Here is a 15851-nt window from a genome sequence, read left to right as displayed (position 1 = left end):
AAACGCCCGGTTACATTCCGAACCCGGAAGCTAAGCCTTACAGCGCCGATGGTACTGCAGGGGGGACCCTGTGGGAGAGTAGGACGCCGCCGAACTTCCTTTAGAGCTCTGGCTCTTGGGCACACAGCCCAAGAGCCAGAGCTTTTTTGCGTTGAGGTAAGGTCAGGGGGCATCGTCGGTACATTTCCCACAGGAGGCCCCCGGGTGGAGGTTCAGGAGACTCGCGTCCAAACGGACCGTGTGCTCACCATCCCGAACATCCTCAGCATGGCGCGCCTCGTCGGCGTGCCCGTGTTCCTGTGGCTGATCCTGCGGCCTGAGTTCGGTGGGCCCCAAAGTGACGGCTGGGCCCTTCTGGTACTGGCCCTGAGCGGTGTCAGTGACTATCTGGACGGCAAGCTCGCGCGGCGCTGGAACCAGATCAGCAGCCTCGGCCGGCTCCTCGATCCCGCGGCCGACCGGCTCTACATCCTCTCGACCCTCGTCGGCCTCACCTGGCGCGAGATTCTGCCCCTGTGGTTGACCGCTCTACTTCTGGCGCGAGAGCTGGTTCTGCTGATCATGGTCGGCATCCTCCGCCGGCACGGCTATCCGCCGCCCCAGGTGAACTTCCTGGGTAAGGCCGCGACCTTCAACCTGATGTACGCCTTCCCCTTGCTGCTGCTCAGTGACGGAGACGGCTGGATCGCGTCACTGGCTGCTATTTTCGGATGGGCGTTCGCCGGGTGGGGTACAACGCTGTACTGGTGGGCAGGAGTCCTCTACGTGGTACAAGTCCGCCGCCTGGTCCGAGCGGACGCCACGACCGATTGAACCTCCGGATGGTCCTGCTGCCGTAGCGGAGCGATGGCCCGTACTGGATATGTGCGGGACAATCCTGGCGGGGGAAGTCGGCCAGACCGTCTCTTCGAGGAGGACGCTTCCGACATGAAGGCCGTCGTGATGGCCGGAGGCGAAGGCACGCGCCTTCGTCCTATGACCTCAAGCATGCCCAAGCCGCTCCTGCCGGTGGCCAACCGGCCGATCATGGAGCATGTTCTGCGGCTGCTCAAGAGGCATGGGCTCAACGAAACAGTCGTGACTGTCCAGTTCCTGGCGTCGCTCGTCAAGAACTACTTCGGTGACGGCGAAGAGCTCGGTATGGAGCTCACCTATGCCAATGAGGAGAAGCCACTCGGTACCGCCGGAAGTGTCAAGAACGCAGAGGAAGCGCTGAAGGACGATGCCTTCCTCGTCATCTCCGGCGATGCTCTGACGGATTTCGACCTCACCGAGCTCATCAATTTCCACAAGGAGAAAGGCGCGCTCGTCACGGTCTGTCTGACGCGTGTGCCCAATCCGCTGGAATTCGGTATCACCATTGTCGATGAAGAAGGCAAGGTGGAGCGCTTCCTGGAGAAGCCCACTTGGGGCCAGGTCTTCTCCGACACGGTGAACACCGGCATCTACGTGATGGAGCCCGAGGTCTTCGACTATGTCGAGCCCGACGTGCCCGTCGACTGGTCTGGCGATGTCTTCCCGCAGCTGATGAAGGAAGGCAAGCCCATCTACGGCTACATCGCCGAGGGCTACTGGGAGGACGTCGGCACGCACGAGAGCTATGTGAAGGCCCAGGCCGATGTCCTGGAGGGCAAGGTCGACGTGGACGTCGACGGGTTCGAGATCTCCCCGGGCGTATGGGTCGCCGAGGGAGCGGAGGTCCATCCCGACGCCGTCCTGCGAGGGCCCGTCTACATCGGTGACTACGCCAAGGTCGAGGCCGGCTCCGAGATCCGTGAGCACACCGTCGTCGGGTCCAACGTGGTCGTCAAGAGCGGTGCGTTCCTGCACAAGGCCGTCGTCCACGACAACGTCTACGTGGGGCCGCACAGCAATCTGCGTGGCTGCGTGGTCGGCAAGAACACCGACATCATGCGGGCGGCGCGAATCGAGGACGGGGCGGTCATCGGTGATGAGTGCCTGATCGGTGAAGAATCGATCGTCCAGGGCAACGTGCGGGTCTATCCCTTCAAGACCATCGAGGCCGGCGCCTTCGTCAACACCTCGGTGATCTGGGAGTCCAGGGGCCAGGCGCATCTCTTCGGCGCCCGCGGTGTGTCCGGCATCCTGAACGTGGAGATCACGCCGGAACTCGCGGTCCGTCTCGCAGGCGCGTACGCGACGACGCTGAAGAAGGGCTCGACCGTCACCACGGCCCGGGACCACTCCCGTGGTGCCCGTGCCCTCAAGCGGGCGGTGATCTCCGCGCTGCAGGCCAGCGCGATCGACGTGCGTGACCTGGAGAACGTTCCGCTGCCGGTCGCCCGCCAGCAGACCGCGCGGGGCAGTGCGGGCGGCATCATGATCCGTACCACGCCCGGGGTGCCGGACTCCGTGGACATCATGTTCTTCGACGGGAACGGCGCGGACCTGTCGCAGGGCAGCCAGCGGAAGCTGGACCGGGTGTTCGCACGGCAGGAGTACCGGCGGGCGTTCCCCGGTGAGATCGGGGATCTGCACTTCCCGGCCAGTGTCTTCGACTCGTACACCGGGTCGTTGCTGCGGAACGTCGACACGACGGGCATCTCCGAGTCCGGGCTGAAGGTCGTCGTGGACGCGTCCAACGGAAGCGCGGGACTCGTCCTGCCTAGCCTCCTCGGCAAGCTCGGGGTGGACTCGCTGACGATCAACCCCGGCCTCGACGAGTCCAGGCCCACGGAGACGGCCGACATGCGGCGGTCGGGGATGGTGCGTCTCGGGGAGATCGTGGCGTCCTCGGGGGCGGCTTTCGGTGTGCGGTTCGACCCTGTCGGTGAGCGCCTGTCGCTCGTCGACGAGAAGGGGCGGATCATCGAGGACGACCGGGCGCTGCTCGTGATGCTGGACCTGGTCGCCGCCGAGCGGCGCAGCGGCCGGGTCGCGCTGCCGGTGACCACGACCCGGATCGCCGAGCAGGTGGCGGCGTACCACGGGACGCAGGTCGAGTGGACGACCACCTCACCGGACGACCTCACGCGCGTGGGCGGTGAGGAAGGGACGATCTTCGGCGGTGACGGCAAGGGCGGCTTCATCGTCCCCGAGTTCAGCAGCGTGTACGACGCGACCGCGGCGTTCGTGCGGCTCATCGGGCTCGTGGCGCGGACGCAGCTCACGCTCAGCCAGATCGACGCGCGGATCCCGCGGGCGCACGTCCTGAAGCGCGATCTGGCGACCCCGTGGGCCGTCAAGGGGCTCGTGATGCGGCGGGTCGTCGAAGCGGCCGGAGATCGCTTCGTGGACACCACGGACGGGGTGCGGGTGGTGGAGACCGACGGCCGCTGGGTGATGGTGCTGCCCGATCCGGCCGAGGCCGTCACCCACCTGTGGGCCGAGGGGCCGGACGACGCCTCCGCGCAGGCCCTGCTGGACGAATGGTCGGGGGTCGTGGACAGCGCCGGCCGGTAGAAAGGGCTGCACGCGTGCGTGCCGGACAAGTGTCCCCAACGGGGCCTGTCCGGCACGCCGGTGGGGCCGTTCGGAGGTAGTGCTCGCGACGTGCGACGATGTGCGGCATGCCGCAGCAACCCCCCATTCGGAGCACACCCGCGCGGCCCCGGCGCCCGGATGCGTCCATGTCGTTGCTGACCAACGTCATGGACCACAGCCTCGACGACGGATATGCCGAGGCCGCGGCGCGCAAGAAGGCCGCGGGAGACAGCGGCATGCCGAAGACGCTGCGGGCGAAGCTGGGGCTCGCCGCCGGACTGGTGCTCGCGGCCCTCGTCGTGACCCTCGGAGCGGCGCAGGCGCAGGTCGCGGCTCCGGTCGTCGCCAAGGAGCGGGAAGAGCTCGTCGACCGCATCGACCGGGAGACCGAGGCGGCGGACAAGCTGGAGGACTCCGTCGACGAGCTGCGCGCGGACGTGAGCGCACGGCAGCGCGAGGCGCTGAGGAACAGCGGCGGCAGCGCCGACTCCGACCTGGTGGGCATCCTGTCGGGCGCGGCCGCGGTGCACGGCCCCGGCGTGAGGCTCGTGGTGAACGACGCCAAGGAAGCCGCCTCGGGGGGCGACGGCGACCCGCGGGAGGCCTCCGGGTTCTCCGACACCGGCCGGGTGCGGGACCGGGACATGCAGCGTGTGGTGAACGGGCTGTGGGAGTCGGGTGCCGAGGCCGTCTCGATCAACGGGCAGCGGCTGACGGCGCTGTCCGCGATCAGGGCCGCCGGGGACGCCATACTGGTCGACAACAAGCCGCTGGTGCCGCCGTACACGGTGCTGGCGGTGGGGGACGGGCAGCGGCTGAGCACGCGGTTCCAGAACAGCGCGGACGGTTTGTATCTGAACGCGTTGCAGGAGAGCTACGGCATCAGGACAGGCATCTCCGTGGAGGACGACCTCCGGCTGCCTGCCGCACCGAGTGTGACCGTACGCACAGCACAGCCGAGCGTTGAGAAGAGTGAGAAGGGCACATCGTGATCGCCGTACTGGGCCTCGTCGTGGGAGTCGTGGCCGGCCTGTTGGTCCGGCCTGAGGTTCCGGCGGTGGTCGAGCCTTATCTGCCGATCGCTGTCGTGGCGGCGCTCGACGCCGTCTTCGGCGGCCTGCGGGCCATGCTCGACGGCATCTTCGACGACAAGGTCTTCGTGGTGTCGTTCCTGTCGAACGTCGTCGTGGCCGCGTTGATCGTCTTCCTGGGCGACAAGCTCGGCGTGGGCGCCCAGCTGTCCACCGGTGTGGTGGTCGTCCTCGGCATCCGGATCTTCTCCAACGCCGCGGCGATCCGCCGGCACGTGTTCCGGGCGTGAGGCCGATGAGCGATCACGACGAGAAGACCGCCGAGGACCGGGGCGACACGCGCGACGGCGGTGAGTCCGGGAACAGGCTGCGCAAAGAACTGCCTCAGGAGGTGCCCTCGGCGGCGCCTGCCGCCGAGGAGGCGCCGAAGGAGCCGGAGCCCGAGCAGGCACCGGCACCGCAGCCGGATCCCGGGCCGCGGCTGACCGGCCGGCAGCGGCTGGTGCAGGGGCTGTGGCCGCCGCGTGTCACCCGGGCCCAACTCATCGTCGCGGTCCTGCTGTTCGGTCTCGGGTTCGGGCTGGCCGTGCAGGTGGCCTCGAACAGCGACAGCGACAGCGCCCTGCGCGGTGCGCGGCAGGAAGATCTTGTCCGCATCCTCGATGAACTGGATGACCGTACTCAGCGTCTTGAGGACGAGAAGCGGGGTCTCGAGCAGCAGCGCGACGAGCTGGAGAACAGCTCGGACCAGGCCGAGGAGGCCAGGAAGCAGACGATCGAGAAGGAGCGGCAACTCGGCATCCTGGCGGGCACTGTGGCCGCGCAGGGGCCCGGCATCACCATGACGATCGTGGACACGAAGGGGACGGTCGAGGCGGACATGCTGCTCGACGCGATCCAGGAGCTGCGCGCCGCGGGCGCGGAGGCGATTCAGGTCAACGGCGTCCGGGTCGTCGCCGGCACCTATCTCGCGGACTCCGGCAAGGGCGTGAGCGTCGACGGGAACAAGATCAACGCGCCCTATCGTTTCAAGGTCATCGGCAAGCCGCAGGACCTGGAGCCGGCGCTCAACATCCCCGGAGGCGTGGTGCAGACTCTCGAGAAGGAACAGGCCACCGTCACGATCGAGCGGTCCACCGACATCGTGGTGGACGCCTTGCGAGCAGCGAAGCGGCCTGACTACGCTCGGTCGTCCTCGCAGTGAACCGGGGGTGCATGGGCGGCGTCGGGCGAGGGCATGAGGTTGCGGGGGGTCGACGCACCGAATGGGCGGTGCGTGGTGGAAACTGTCTGGTGCAGACGGACGTTGTCAGGATGTCCGGGTCGGCCAGAGTGTTCAGTCAGGGTTCGTCCTGCCCCACGGGCGGGTCTGTTTCGGTCAAGGGGAATCGCCCGTGAAGTTGTTTGCGAAGTTGTTCGGCAAGAGCGCGCGAGAGGGCAGCGACAACGCGACCGCCCGTCATCGCGCACAGCCTGACGCGGAAGGTCAGCGGCCGCTGTTCCGGGACCAGGTCGGCGGCCCGGGCGGCGATGTTTCCGGTGGTCAGGGCGCGCCGTCGGTTGACCCTGCGCAGCCCGGCGGCATAGGTTTCGGGCAACCGTCAACCTCAAGTGCGGGTGGAGGGTTTTCCGACCCGTACGCGTCCAACGCCCCCGGTGGGCAGCCGCGGCAGGAGGATCCGATGTCGGCCCTGGTGTGTACGAGGTGCGGTAACCGCAACGCGGAGAACAGCCGTTTCTGCTCCAACTGCGGCGCGCCGCTGCGGGCGGGAGCGACGCCGGAGCGTCCCTCGGAGACGACCTCCACGATCTCCATCTCCGGTCTCGAGGCCTACGACAGCGAGACCACCGGCCAGACGCCGATGCCGACCCTGTCCCCGGAGGCTCAGGCCGCCGTCGAGGCGCTGCCGCTGGGTTCCGCGCTCCTGGTGGTGCGCCGCGGCCCGAATTCGGGCAGCCGCTTCCTGCTGGACGGCGACCTGACCACGGCCGGCCGGCATCCGCAGAGCGACATCTTCCTGGACGACGTGACGGTGTCCCGGCGCCACGTGGAGTTCCGCCGCGGCCAGGACGGTTCGTTCACGGTGGCCGACGTGGGCAGCCTGAACGGCACGTACGTGAACCGCGAGCGGATCGACCAGGTCGCTCTGAACAACGGCGACGAGGTGCAGATCGGCAAGTACCGGCTGGTCTTCTACGCCAGCCAGCGGGGCTACTGACCGGGCTCCGTCCGGGCAGACCCCAGCGAGGGTCCATCCGTCAGGGAAGGTCCATGCTGCAAAAACCGAGCGGCGGTGCCGGGCACGGCGCCGCCGCCACGGACAGTGGGCTGATGAGCATCGGCGCCGTGCTGAACGCGCTGCGCGACGAGTTTCCCGAAGTGACCATCTCCAAGATCCGCTTCCTGGAGTCGGAAGGGCTCATCGAGCCGCAGCGGACCCCGTCGGGGTACCGCAAGTTCAGCGCCCATGACGTCGAGCGCCTCGGTCACGTCCTGAGGATGCAGCGCGATCACTATCTGCCCCTGAAGGTGATCCGGGAGCACCTGGCGGCCATGGAGCGCGGTGAGGCCGCCCCGCTGCCGGTCGTGGGCCGTCAGCGGGACGGAGAACCGGCTCCCGAGCCGGTCGAGGGGCCCACAGCGGCCAGGATCGGGCGTGAGGAGCTGCTCGTCGCCGCGGGTGTCGACGAGCAGGAGCTCAAGGAGTGGGAGTCCTACGGTCTTCTCACCCCACTGGAGGACGGGGCTTATGACGCCGAGGCGGTCACCGTCGCCCTGCTCGTCATCGAGCTCGGACGGTTCGGGATCGAGCCGCGGCACCTGCGGGCGATGAAGGCCGCCGCCGACCGGGAGGCCGGGCTCGTGGACCAGGTGGTGGCCCCGTTGCGGCGGCACCGGAACCCGCAGACCAGGGCTCATGCCGAGGCCCGCACCAAAGAGCTGGCGGGGCTCACGGTGAAGCTGCACGCCGCGCTGGTGCGGACGGCGCTCGGCCTGCGGCTGCCCTGAGGAGAGCGTGTGCAGGGGGCCGGATCAGGCGCCCGATACCGGCCCGACTACCCAAACATCCCGGGCACGGCCTAGGGTTGCTGTGTGAACGAGCTCGATGTCGTAGGTGTCCGGGTCGAAATGCCCTCCAACCAACCGATCGTGCTGCTGCGTGAAGTGGGAGGCGACCGTTACCTCCCCATCTGGATCGGACCGGGGGAGGCGACGGCGATCGCCTTCGCCCAGCAGGGCATGGCTCCCGCGCGGCCGCTGACTCACGACCTCTTCAAGGACGTGCTGGAAGCCGTCGGCCAGGAGCTCACGGAAGTGCGCATCACCGACCTGCGTGAGGGCGTCTTCTACGCGGAGCTGGTCTTCGCCAGCGGCGTAGAGGTGAGCGCCCGCCCGTCCGACGCCATAGCGCTCGCGCTGCGCACCGGAACGCCGATCTACGGCAGTGACACGGTGCTCGACGACGCCGGCATCGCGATTCCGGACGAGCAGGAGGACGAGGTGGAGAAGTTCCGCGAGTTCCTCGACCAGATCTCCCCGGAGGACTTCGGCAGCAGCAGCCAGTGAGTGCCTCGGCAGGGGCAGCGGCCTGAGAAGGCCAGTGGGCGGCCCGGCGGACGGTGTGGTCCGTGGCGGGCCGCCCGCCGTGTGTGAGACGGGTGAAATTGCCCGCATGTGCCGGTGGCGAGTGAGAGCGTCACACGGCTCGCGCCGCATACATTCGGCTAGCCTTTCCCCGCGGTGGGGCACGGGAAACCACTCTCAGGGTGATTATCACTCGGCGTGGCGAGTGTGGCGATCGTTGACGCACCCCAGGTGACTGCCTACCGTCGAGAAGGCAGGTCAAGGACGGAGGTCGGCGTGAGAAGCAGCGGCGACGGTACGGCTGGGGGCGGCCCCGAGCGCAGTCTCAGGGCGAGCGGTCCGTACCCTCCCCCCGGCTCACGGCCCCTCGCGGGCGGAGGATGCCCTCAGCCCGGAGGCGCGGCCGAGCACGTTCCGCAGCGACCGACAGCGGTGCCGAGCAGCGGAGGGACGACGTCCATGGCGTCCGAGCAGATCGGCTATCGCGGCCCCACGGCCTGTGCGGCCGCCGGTATCACCTACCGGCAGTTGGACTACTGGGCCCGCACGGGGCTCGTCGAGCCGAGCGTGCGCCCCGCCTACGGGTCCGGGACGCAGCGGCTGTACAGCTTCCGCGACGTGGTCGTCCTGAAGATCGTCAAGCGGTTCCTCGACACCGGGGTGTCGCTGCAGAACATCCGAACGGCCGTCCACCACCTCAGGGAACGCGGTTTCAGCGATCTGGAGCGCATGACGCTGATGAGCGACGGCGCGACGGTCTACGAGTGCACTTCTCCCGACGAGGTGCACGCCCTGCTCCAAGGCGGCCAGGGCGTGTTCGGGATCGCCGTGGGCGTGGTGTGGCGCGACGTCGAGAGCGCGCTGTCCCAGCTGCACGGCGAGCGGATCGACACCGGCGAGACCCTGGTCGGGCCCAATCCCGCGGACGAGCTCGCGCGTCGGCGGAACCGGGCCGGCTGAGCCCTCCAGCAGCGCAGGACCGCACGCGGTCGCAGGAGGCGTGACGTTTCCGCATCGCGGCGCAAGCGGTTTCCCGAGCGGCGTTCAGGGCGGTCGCGCGGGCGTTGTCAGTGGCGTAGGGCAGCATCGGAGGTGTGAGAACCGCGCCCACGATCCTGCATCTCGACATGGATGCCTTCTTCGCCTCGGTGGAGCAGGCGTCCAAGCCGAGTCTGCGCGGGAAGGCCGTGGTCGTGGGCGGGCTCGGGCCGCGGGGCGTGGTGGCGACCGCGTCGTACGAGGCGCGGGTCTTCGGGGTGCATTCGGCGATGCCCATGGGTCAGGCCCGGCGGCTCGCGCCGAACGCCGCGTATCTCGTACCGCGCTTCACCTTCTATCGGTCGATCAGCGAGCGGGTGATGGAGCTGCTGCGTGCGCTGTCGCCGCTGGTGGAGCCACTGAGCCTGGACGAGGCGTTCGTGGACCTGGAGGCCGGGGGTGTGGCCTGGGACGAGCGGTCGGCGCGGCTGGCCGGGGTGAAGCTGCGCGCGGACATACGGGCCGTCACGGGGCTCACCGGGTCGGTGGGTCTCGCCGCCTCCAAGATGCTCGCGAAGATCGCCTCGGAGGAGGCCAAACCCGACGGGCTGGTGGTGATCGAGCCGGGGACGGAGCGGGCCATGCTCGGCCCGATGTCGGTGCGGATCCTGCCGGGGGTCGGGCCGGCCACCGGTGACCATCTGAGGCGGGCCGGGATCACCACCGTCGAGGAGATCGTCGAGGCCGGAGAGGACGAACTGGTCCGGCTGCTGGGGAAGGCGCACGGGCACGGGCTGTACGCCATGGCGCTGGCACGGGACGACCGGCCCGTCGTGGCGGAGCGCGAGGCGAAGTCGGTGTCGGTCGAGGACACCTACGACGTCGACATCCACGACCGGACGCGGGTCGGGCTGGAGGTGCAGCGGCTCGCCGAGCGGTGCGTGCGGCGGCTGCGCGGGGCAGGGTTGTCCGGGCGGACGATCGTGCTCAAGGTGCGGCGGTACGACTTCTCGACGCTCACCCGCTCCGAGACGCTGCGCGGGCCCACGGACGACCTCGCGGTGATCCGCGAGGCGGCGGCCAGACTGCTGGACTCGGTCGACACGACCGGCGGGGTGCGGCTCCTCGGGGTGGGCGTCAGCGGGCTCGCCGACTACACCCAGGAGGACCTGTTCGCGCAGGCGGCGGGGGAGCGGGCCGTCGCGGAGGGCCCGGTCGAGGAGCACACCGTGGCGCCGGCCGAGGAGCAGCCGCCGCTCGCCGAGCGGCGATGGCCCGCCGGGCACGACGTGCGGCACGCCCGGTTCGGGCACGGCTGGGTGCAGGGCAGCGGTCTGGGGCGGGTCACCGTGCGTTTCGAGACGCCCTCCTCGGAGCCCGGGCGCGTGCGGACCTTCCGGGTCGACGACCCGGATCTGGAGGCGGCGGAGCCGCTGCCGTTGGTGTTACGAGGGACCCAAGGGGGAGACGAGGCACCCGAGGCGGGGCCTCAGGCCGTTTCGTCGGTGCCCGCCAGCTTGCCGAAGTCGTGGTCCGGGAGCGGGGGCGGAGCGGCGACGTCGAGACCGTAGTGGTGGTAGAGCTGTAGCTCCTGCTCGGGGGAGAGGTGGCGGCCCACCCCGAAGTCGGGGGCGTCCTTGATCAGGGCGCGTTCGAAGGGGACGTGCAGGGCGCCCTCGATCAGTTCACTGGGCTCCAGGGGGACGAAGGCGTCCCTGCTGAACAGGCCGGTCCGTATGGCCGCCCACTCCGGCTCGCCGGTGGCGTCGTCGAGGTAGACCTCGTCGATGGTGCCGATCCTGGTCCCGTTGCGGTCGAACGCCTTGCGGCCGATCAGGTTGCGCGGATCGATATCGGTTCGCACGGGCCCTCCACATGGTCGCACCTCATCCGTAAACACTACAAAACGGTACAAGTGGGGATGCGGCCACTCGAAGGTTCGTGCGTTGACCTCGCTGGTACGCTGGCAGCGGCTGTTGACCCCGTGCGGGAGAGTCCTCCAGACATCACCGGAGGCGCCGAAGGAGCAAATCCTCCCCGGAATCTCTCAGGCTCACGTACCGCACGGACGAGGTCACTCTGGAAAGCAGGGCGGGTGTCGACGGCTTCCGCTCTCACCGACGGTGAAAGCCGGAGGCCTTCGGGCGATCCGGTGAAGCTCTCAGGTTGAGATGACAGAGGGGGAGGCCGTTCGGGTACCCGTGCCGTGGTGCCCCTCGAAGGTCGTGTCGACCAGGAGGCCTCCGTAATGACCGCCCACCGCATTCCGCTCTCCGAGCTCGAAGAGGCAGTCCCCTTCGAGCAGCGCCACATCGGCCCCGACCACGAGGCCTGCGCCAAGATGCTCGCGCACGTCGGTTACGGCTCGCTGGACGAGCTGACCGCTGCCGCGGTCCCGGCCGTGATCAAGAGCGCCGAGGCGCTGGACCTTCCGGGTGCCCGCAGCGAGGCCGAGGTGATCGCCGAGCTGCGCTCCCTCGCCGACCGCAACGAGGTCCTCGGCTCCATGATCGGCCTCGGCTACTACGGCACCTTCACGCCGCCCGTCATCATGCGCAACGTGATGGAGAACCCGTCCTGGTACACGGCCTACACGCCGTACCAGCCGGAGATCTCGCAGGGCCGGCTGGAGGCGCTGCTGAACTTCCAGACGATGGTCGCCGAGCTGACCGGTCTGCCGACCTCCGGCGCCTCCCTGCTCGACGAGGGCACCGCGGCCGCCGAGGCCATGGCGCTGTCGCGGCGGCTGGGCAAGAACAAGAAAGGCCTGTTCCTGGTCGACGCGGACACGCTGCCGCAGACCATCGCCGTGATCCAGACCCGCGCCGAGCCGACCGGGGTCGAGGTCGTCGTCGCCGACCTGAGCGACGGCATTCCCGCCGACATCGCCGAGCGCGACATCAACGGCGTGCTGGTCCAGTACCCGGGCGCATCCGGTGCCGTGCGGGACATCAAGCCGGTCATCGACCAGGCGCACGCGCTCGGGGCGCTGGTCACCGTCGCCGCCGACCTGCTCGCGCTGACGCTGCTGAAGTCGCCCGGCGAGCTCGGGGCGGACATCGCGGTCGGCACGACCCAGCGCTTCGGCGTGCCCATGGGCTTCGGCGGACCGCACGCCGGATACATGGCGGTCCAGGACAAGATGGCGCGCAGCCTGCCCGGGCGGCTGGTCGGCGTGTCCGTGGACGCCGACGGGAACAAGGCCTACCGGCTGGCGCTGCAGACGCGTGAGCAGCACATCCGCCGCGAGAAGGCCACCAGCAACATCTGCACCGCGCAGGTGCTGCTCGCCGTCATGGCCGGCATGTACGCCGTCTACCACGGCCCGGAGGGCCTGAAGGGCATCGCGCGGCGCACCCACCGGTACGCCACCGTCCTCGCCGCCGGACTGGCGAACGGGGGCGTCGAGGTCGTGCACGGCTCCTACTTCGACACCGTGACCGTGCGGGTCGAGGCCCGGGCCGCCGAGGTCGTGGCCGCCGGCCGGGACAACGGCGTCAACCTGCGGCTCGTGGACGCCGACCACGTCTCGATCGCCTGCGACGAGACCACCACGCGTGCCCAGCTGCGTGCCGTATGGGCCGCCTTCGGAGTCGAGGGCGTCGTCGAGGCGCTGGACGCGGCCACCGAGGACGGGCTTCCGGGCGCGCTGCTGCGCACCGACGACTACCTGACGCACCCCGTCTTCCACCAGCACCGCTCCGAGACCGCCATGCTGCGCTACCTGCGCAAGCTGGCCGACCGCGACTACGCGCTCGACCGGGGCATGATCCCGCTGGGCTCCTGCACCATGAAGCTCAACGCGACCACCGAGATGGAGCCGGTCACCTGGCCCGAGTTCGGGCAGCTGCACCCCTTCGCGCCCGCCGAGCAGGCCGGGGGCTACCTCACCCTCATCCACGAGCTGGAGGACCGGCTCGCCGAGGTCACCGGCTACGACAAGGTGTCCCTCCAGCCGAACGCCGGGTCGCAGGGCGAGCTGGCCGGTCTGCTCGCCGTCCGCGGCTACCACCGGGCCAACGGCGACGAGCAGCGCACCATCTGCCTGATCCCGTCCTCCGCGCACGGCACCAACGCGGCCAGCGCCGTGATGGCCGGCATGAAGGTCGTCGTCGTGAAGACCGCCGAGGACGGCGAGATCGACGTCGAGGACCTGCGGGCGAAGATCGAGCAGTACCGCGACGAGCTGGCCGTGCTGATGATCACCTACCCGTCCACCCACGGTGTGTTCGAGGAGCACGTCGCCGACATCTGCGCCCAGGTGCACGAGGCGGGCGGCCAGGTCTACGTCGACGGGGCCAACCTCAACGCGCTGGTCGGGCTCGCCAAGCCGGGGCACTTCGGCGGCGACGTCTCGCACCTGAACCTGCACAAGACCTTCTGCATCCCGCACGGCGGCGGCGGTCCCGGCGTCGGCCCGGTCGCGGTGCGCGAGCACCTCGCGCCCTACCTGCCGAACCACCCGCTGCAGCCGGAGGCCGGACCGGAGACGGGCGTCGGTCCCATCTCGGCGGCTCCCTGGGGCTCGGCCGGCATCCTGCCCATCTCGTGGGCCTACGTCCGGCTCATGGGCGGCGAGGGGCTGAAGCGCGCCACCCAGGTGGCCGTGCTCAGCGCCAACTACATCGCCAAGCGCCTTGAGCCGCACTACCCGGTGCTCTACACCGGTCCCGGCGGGCTCGTCGCGCACGAGTGCATCATCGACCTGCGCCCGCTGACCAAGGCGACCGGTGTGAGCGTCGACGACGTCGCCAAGCGGCTGATCGACTACGGCTTCCACGCGCCGACCATGTCCTTCCCGGTGGCCGGGACGCTGATGATCGAGCCGACCGAGTCGGAGGACCTGGCCGAGCTGGACCGGTTCTGCGAGGCGATGATCGCCATCCGCGCGGAGATCGAGAAGGTCGGCTCCGGCGCGTGGCCCGCGGAGGACAACCCGCTGCGCGGCGCCCCGCACACCGCCGGCGCGCTCGCCGGGGAGTGGGAGCACACCTACAGCCGTGAGGAGGCCGTCTTCCCGGCCGGGGTGTCGACCGCCGACAAGTACTGGCCGCCGGTGCGCCGCATCGACCAGGCCTACGGCGACCGGAACCTGGTGTGCTCGTGCCCGCCGCTGGACGCGTACGAGGACTGATCGGCCGACCGGTCGCAGGGAGGGGCTCCGCGGTGCGGGGCCCCTCTCGCCGTCTCCCGGCGGGTCAGGGGGTGGCGAGTGACACCTCGGTCGCCTTGATCAGGGCGACGACGGGGATCCCGGGGGACAGGGCCAGCTCGTCCGCCGCGTCCCGGGTGATCGCGGCGGTCAGTTCGCCGCCCTCGACCGTGACGCGGACCGACGCCATCGCGTCGCCGACCGCGATGTCCGTGACCGTCCCGGGGAGCTGATTGCGGATCGACAGGCCCTCGATCGGCGCGGTGGCCAGGGACACCTCCGTCGACTTCATCAGGGCGCGCACGGCGGAGCCCGGGGTGAGACGGAGTTCTTCCGCGGCCTCGCGGGTGATCGCCGCGGTGAGGTCCTGGCCGCCGGTGAGGCGGACCCTGACCGTCGCCATGGCCTCGCCGGGAGTGACGGCCGTGACGGTGCCGGGGAGCTGGTTGCGGATGCTCAGGCTCATGGGTGCACGGTAGCCCGGTGGCGGCGTTCGCCCTGGCAGGCGTGCGTGTGCGTCGCCTCCGCCGCCCCTCGGGGTTCAGACGCGGTCGATGTGGACGTTCGTCGACTTCACGCGGGCCGTCGCCTCCATGCCGACCTCCAGGCCCAGTTCCTCCACCGCCTCGCGGGTGAGCAGGGAGACGAGCCGGTGCGGGCCGGCCTGGATCTCGACCTGGGCGGCGACGTCGCCGAGTTTGATCGCGGTGACGATGCCCGGGAACGCGTTGCGGGCCGAGGTGTACGGCGTGTCCTCCTCGGCGGAGCCTGACCGGGCCAGTTCGACCGAGAACGCGGCCAGGTCCCGTCCGTCGATGAGCCGACGCCCGGTCTCGTCGCGGTGGGTCGTGATGCGGCCCGCGTCCGCCCAGCGGCGGGCGGTGTCCGGGCTCACGCCGAGCAGCCGTGCTGCCTGGCCGATCGTGTAGGACTGCATGCCGGTCACGATAGGCGCGGAGGAAGGGAACGACGGATGCGGGGTTGGCCGTTGGGTATAACGCGATATAGCGTTAGTCTCGATTGGTCGGCCGGGCGTCGTGCCCGGGGGATCGGGGTGGAGTGATGACGGTGGAGATCGTGCGGACCGGTGGATCGCCCGCAGTGAGGGCGTCGCACGCGGACCGGGACCGGACGGTGGATGTCCTGCGTGTCGCCGCGGGCGACGGCCGGCTCACCCTGGACGAGCTCGAAGAGCGGCTGGAGGCCGCGTTGTCCGCCAGGACGATGGGCGAGCTCGCCGTGCTGACGGAGGACCTGCCCGGGCCCGCGGGCGGGACGCCCGCCGGGGCCGACGGCGTGGTCCGGATCCGCCAGGAGGGGGCCTCGACCCGGCGGGGCGACGGCTGGGTGGTGCCGCGGCGGCTGGAGATCCGTTCGGCGTGGGGTGAGGTGACGCTCGACTTCACCGACGCGGTGATCGCACACGACACCCTGGACATCGACCTGGACCTGCGCGCCGGCTCCCTGAAGCTGCTGACCGGGCCGGGTGTCGTCGTGGACACCGACGGCCTGGTCATGAACTACTCGGCGCTCAAGGCGCGTCGGCCGGCCGACGCCCCCGTCCGGCTGCGGATCCGGATCACCGGCGAGGTCACCTACGGACAGCTCGTGGTGCGCTCGCCGCGCAGGGGCCTCGGCAGGAGGAGCGCGACGGCCTGAC

The 15851-nt window shown here is 69.8% G+C and carries 15 protein-coding genes, 1 rRNA gene and 1 riboswitch; of the genes, 13 read left to right on the top strand and 3 right to left on the bottom strand.

The window, feature by feature from the left end; translation table 11 throughout:
- The 11 genes from rrf to AB0E85_RS15295 all read left to right on the top strand — a co-directional run.
- A 5S ribosomal RNA gene (gene rrf, locus AB0E85_RS15345) occupies window positions 1-95 on the top strand; the annotation flags it as partial.
- A gap of 109 nt (window positions 96-204) precedes the next feature.
- Window positions 205-813, top strand: a complete 609-nt coding sequence (locus tag AB0E85_RS15340) for a CDP-alcohol phosphatidyltransferase family protein (RefSeq protein ID WP_361926545.1) — start codon at window positions 205-207, stop codon at window positions 811-813.
- A 114-nt stretch (window positions 814-927) separates the two neighbouring features.
- The gene (locus tag AB0E85_RS15335) at window positions 928-3423 is read left to right on the top strand and encodes a mannose-1-phosphate guanyltransferase (RefSeq protein WP_361926542.1); all 2496 of its coding nucleotides are present in this window, start codon (window positions 928-930) and stop codon (window positions 3421-3423) included.
- A 98-nt stretch (window positions 3424-3521) separates the two neighbouring features.
- Complete coding sequence (locus tag AB0E85_RS15330) at window positions 3522-4436, top strand: DUF881 domain-containing protein (RefSeq protein WP_361926540.1); 915 nt, start codon at window positions 3522-3524, stop codon at window positions 4434-4436.
- A complete protein-coding gene (locus tag AB0E85_RS15325; RefSeq protein ID WP_003988855.1) occupies window positions 4433-4765 on the top strand; it encodes a small basic family protein in 333 nt (110 codons plus the stop codon). The genes AB0E85_RS15330 and AB0E85_RS15325 overlap by 4 nt, the downstream gene beginning before the upstream one ends.
- 5 nt (window positions 4766-4770) lie before the next feature.
- Window positions 4771-5679 carry a DUF881 domain-containing protein gene (locus AB0E85_RS15320; protein WP_361926537.1) on the top strand — a complete coding sequence of 303 codons (909 nt, stop codon included), beginning with the start codon at window positions 4771-4773 and terminating at the stop codon, window positions 5677-5679.
- A gap of 61 nt (window positions 5680-5740) precedes the next feature.
- The gene (locus AB0E85_RS15315; protein WP_079128888.1) at window positions 5741-6694 is read left to right on the top strand and encodes an FHA domain-containing protein; all 954 of its coding nucleotides are present in this window, start codon (window positions 5741-5743) and stop codon (window positions 6692-6694) included.
- A gap of 53 nt (window positions 6695-6747) precedes the next feature.
- Entirely contained in the window at window positions 6748-7485 is a 738-nt protein-coding gene (locus tag AB0E85_RS15310) for a MerR family transcriptional regulator (RefSeq protein ID WP_361926533.1), read from the top strand.
- Window positions 7486-7569: 84 nt separating this feature from the next.
- Window positions 7570-8043 (top strand): bifunctional nuclease family protein, encoded by a 474-nt coding sequence (locus tag AB0E85_RS15305; protein WP_003988851.1) that lies wholly within the window; start codon window positions 7570-7572, stop codon window positions 8041-8043.
- Window positions 8044-8337: 294 nt separating this feature from the next.
- Complete coding sequence (locus AB0E85_RS15300; RefSeq protein WP_361926530.1) at window positions 8338-9021, top strand: MerR family transcriptional regulator; 684 nt, start codon at window positions 8338-8340, stop codon at window positions 9019-9021.
- 134 nt (window positions 9022-9155) lie between these two features.
- The gene (locus tag AB0E85_RS15295; RefSeq protein WP_361926527.1) at window positions 9156-10610 is read left to right on the top strand and encodes a DNA polymerase IV; all 1455 of its coding nucleotides are present in this window, start codon (window positions 9156-9158) and stop codon (window positions 10608-10610) included.
- Here the strand turns inward: AB0E85_RS15295 and AB0E85_RS15290 are convergent.
- A complete protein-coding gene (locus AB0E85_RS15290) occupies window positions 10529-10903 on the bottom strand; it encodes a PRC-barrel domain-containing protein (RefSeq protein WP_031104789.1) in 375 nt (124 codons plus the stop codon). The two genes, AB0E85_RS15295 and AB0E85_RS15290, sit on opposite strands and share 82 nt — an antisense overlap.
- 113 nt (window positions 10904-11016) lie before the next feature.
- A riboswitch (glycine riboswitch) is annotated at window positions 11017-11112 on the top strand.
- A 175-nt stretch (window positions 11113-11287) separates the two neighbouring features.
- Here AB0E85_RS15290 and gcvP point away from each other — a divergent pair.
- Window positions 11288-14173, top strand: a complete 2886-nt coding sequence (gene gcvP, locus AB0E85_RS15285; RefSeq protein ID WP_361926524.1) for an aminomethyl-transferring glycine dehydrogenase — start codon at window positions 11288-11290, stop codon at window positions 14171-14173.
- A gap of 64 nt (window positions 14174-14237) precedes the next feature.
- Here the strand turns inward: gcvP and AB0E85_RS15280 are convergent, their stop codons facing one another.
- Together AB0E85_RS15280 and AB0E85_RS15275 are read right to left on the bottom strand one after the other, a co-directional pair.
- On the bottom strand, window positions 14238-14657 hold the full coding sequence (locus AB0E85_RS15280) for a TOBE domain-containing protein (protein WP_361926522.1): 420 nt from the start codon (window positions 14655-14657) through the stop codon (window positions 14238-14240).
- A gap of 75 nt (window positions 14658-14732) precedes the next feature.
- The gene (locus tag AB0E85_RS15275) at window positions 14733-15128 is read right to left on the bottom strand and encodes a helix-turn-helix transcriptional regulator (protein WP_062925674.1); all 396 of its coding nucleotides are present in this window, start codon (window positions 15126-15128) and stop codon (window positions 14733-14735) included.
- 125 nt (window positions 15129-15253) lie between these two features.
- Here AB0E85_RS15275 and AB0E85_RS15270 point away from each other — a divergent pair, with 125 nt between their 5' ends.
- Window positions 15254-15850, top strand: a complete 597-nt coding sequence (locus tag AB0E85_RS15270) for a DUF1707 domain-containing protein (protein ID WP_361926520.1) — start codon at window positions 15254-15256, stop codon at window positions 15848-15850.
- The last annotated feature ends 1 nt before the right edge of the window (window position 15851 follow it).

Origin of the sequence: Streptomyces sp. NPDC029044 (assembly GCF_040637495.1) — a bacterium.
Classification (GTDB): domain Bacteria; phylum Actinomycetota; class Actinomycetes; order Streptomycetales; family Streptomycetaceae; genus Streptomyces.
Note: the sequence above shows the minus strand (reverse complement) of the source record. Positions and strands in the feature narration are given on the sequence as shown.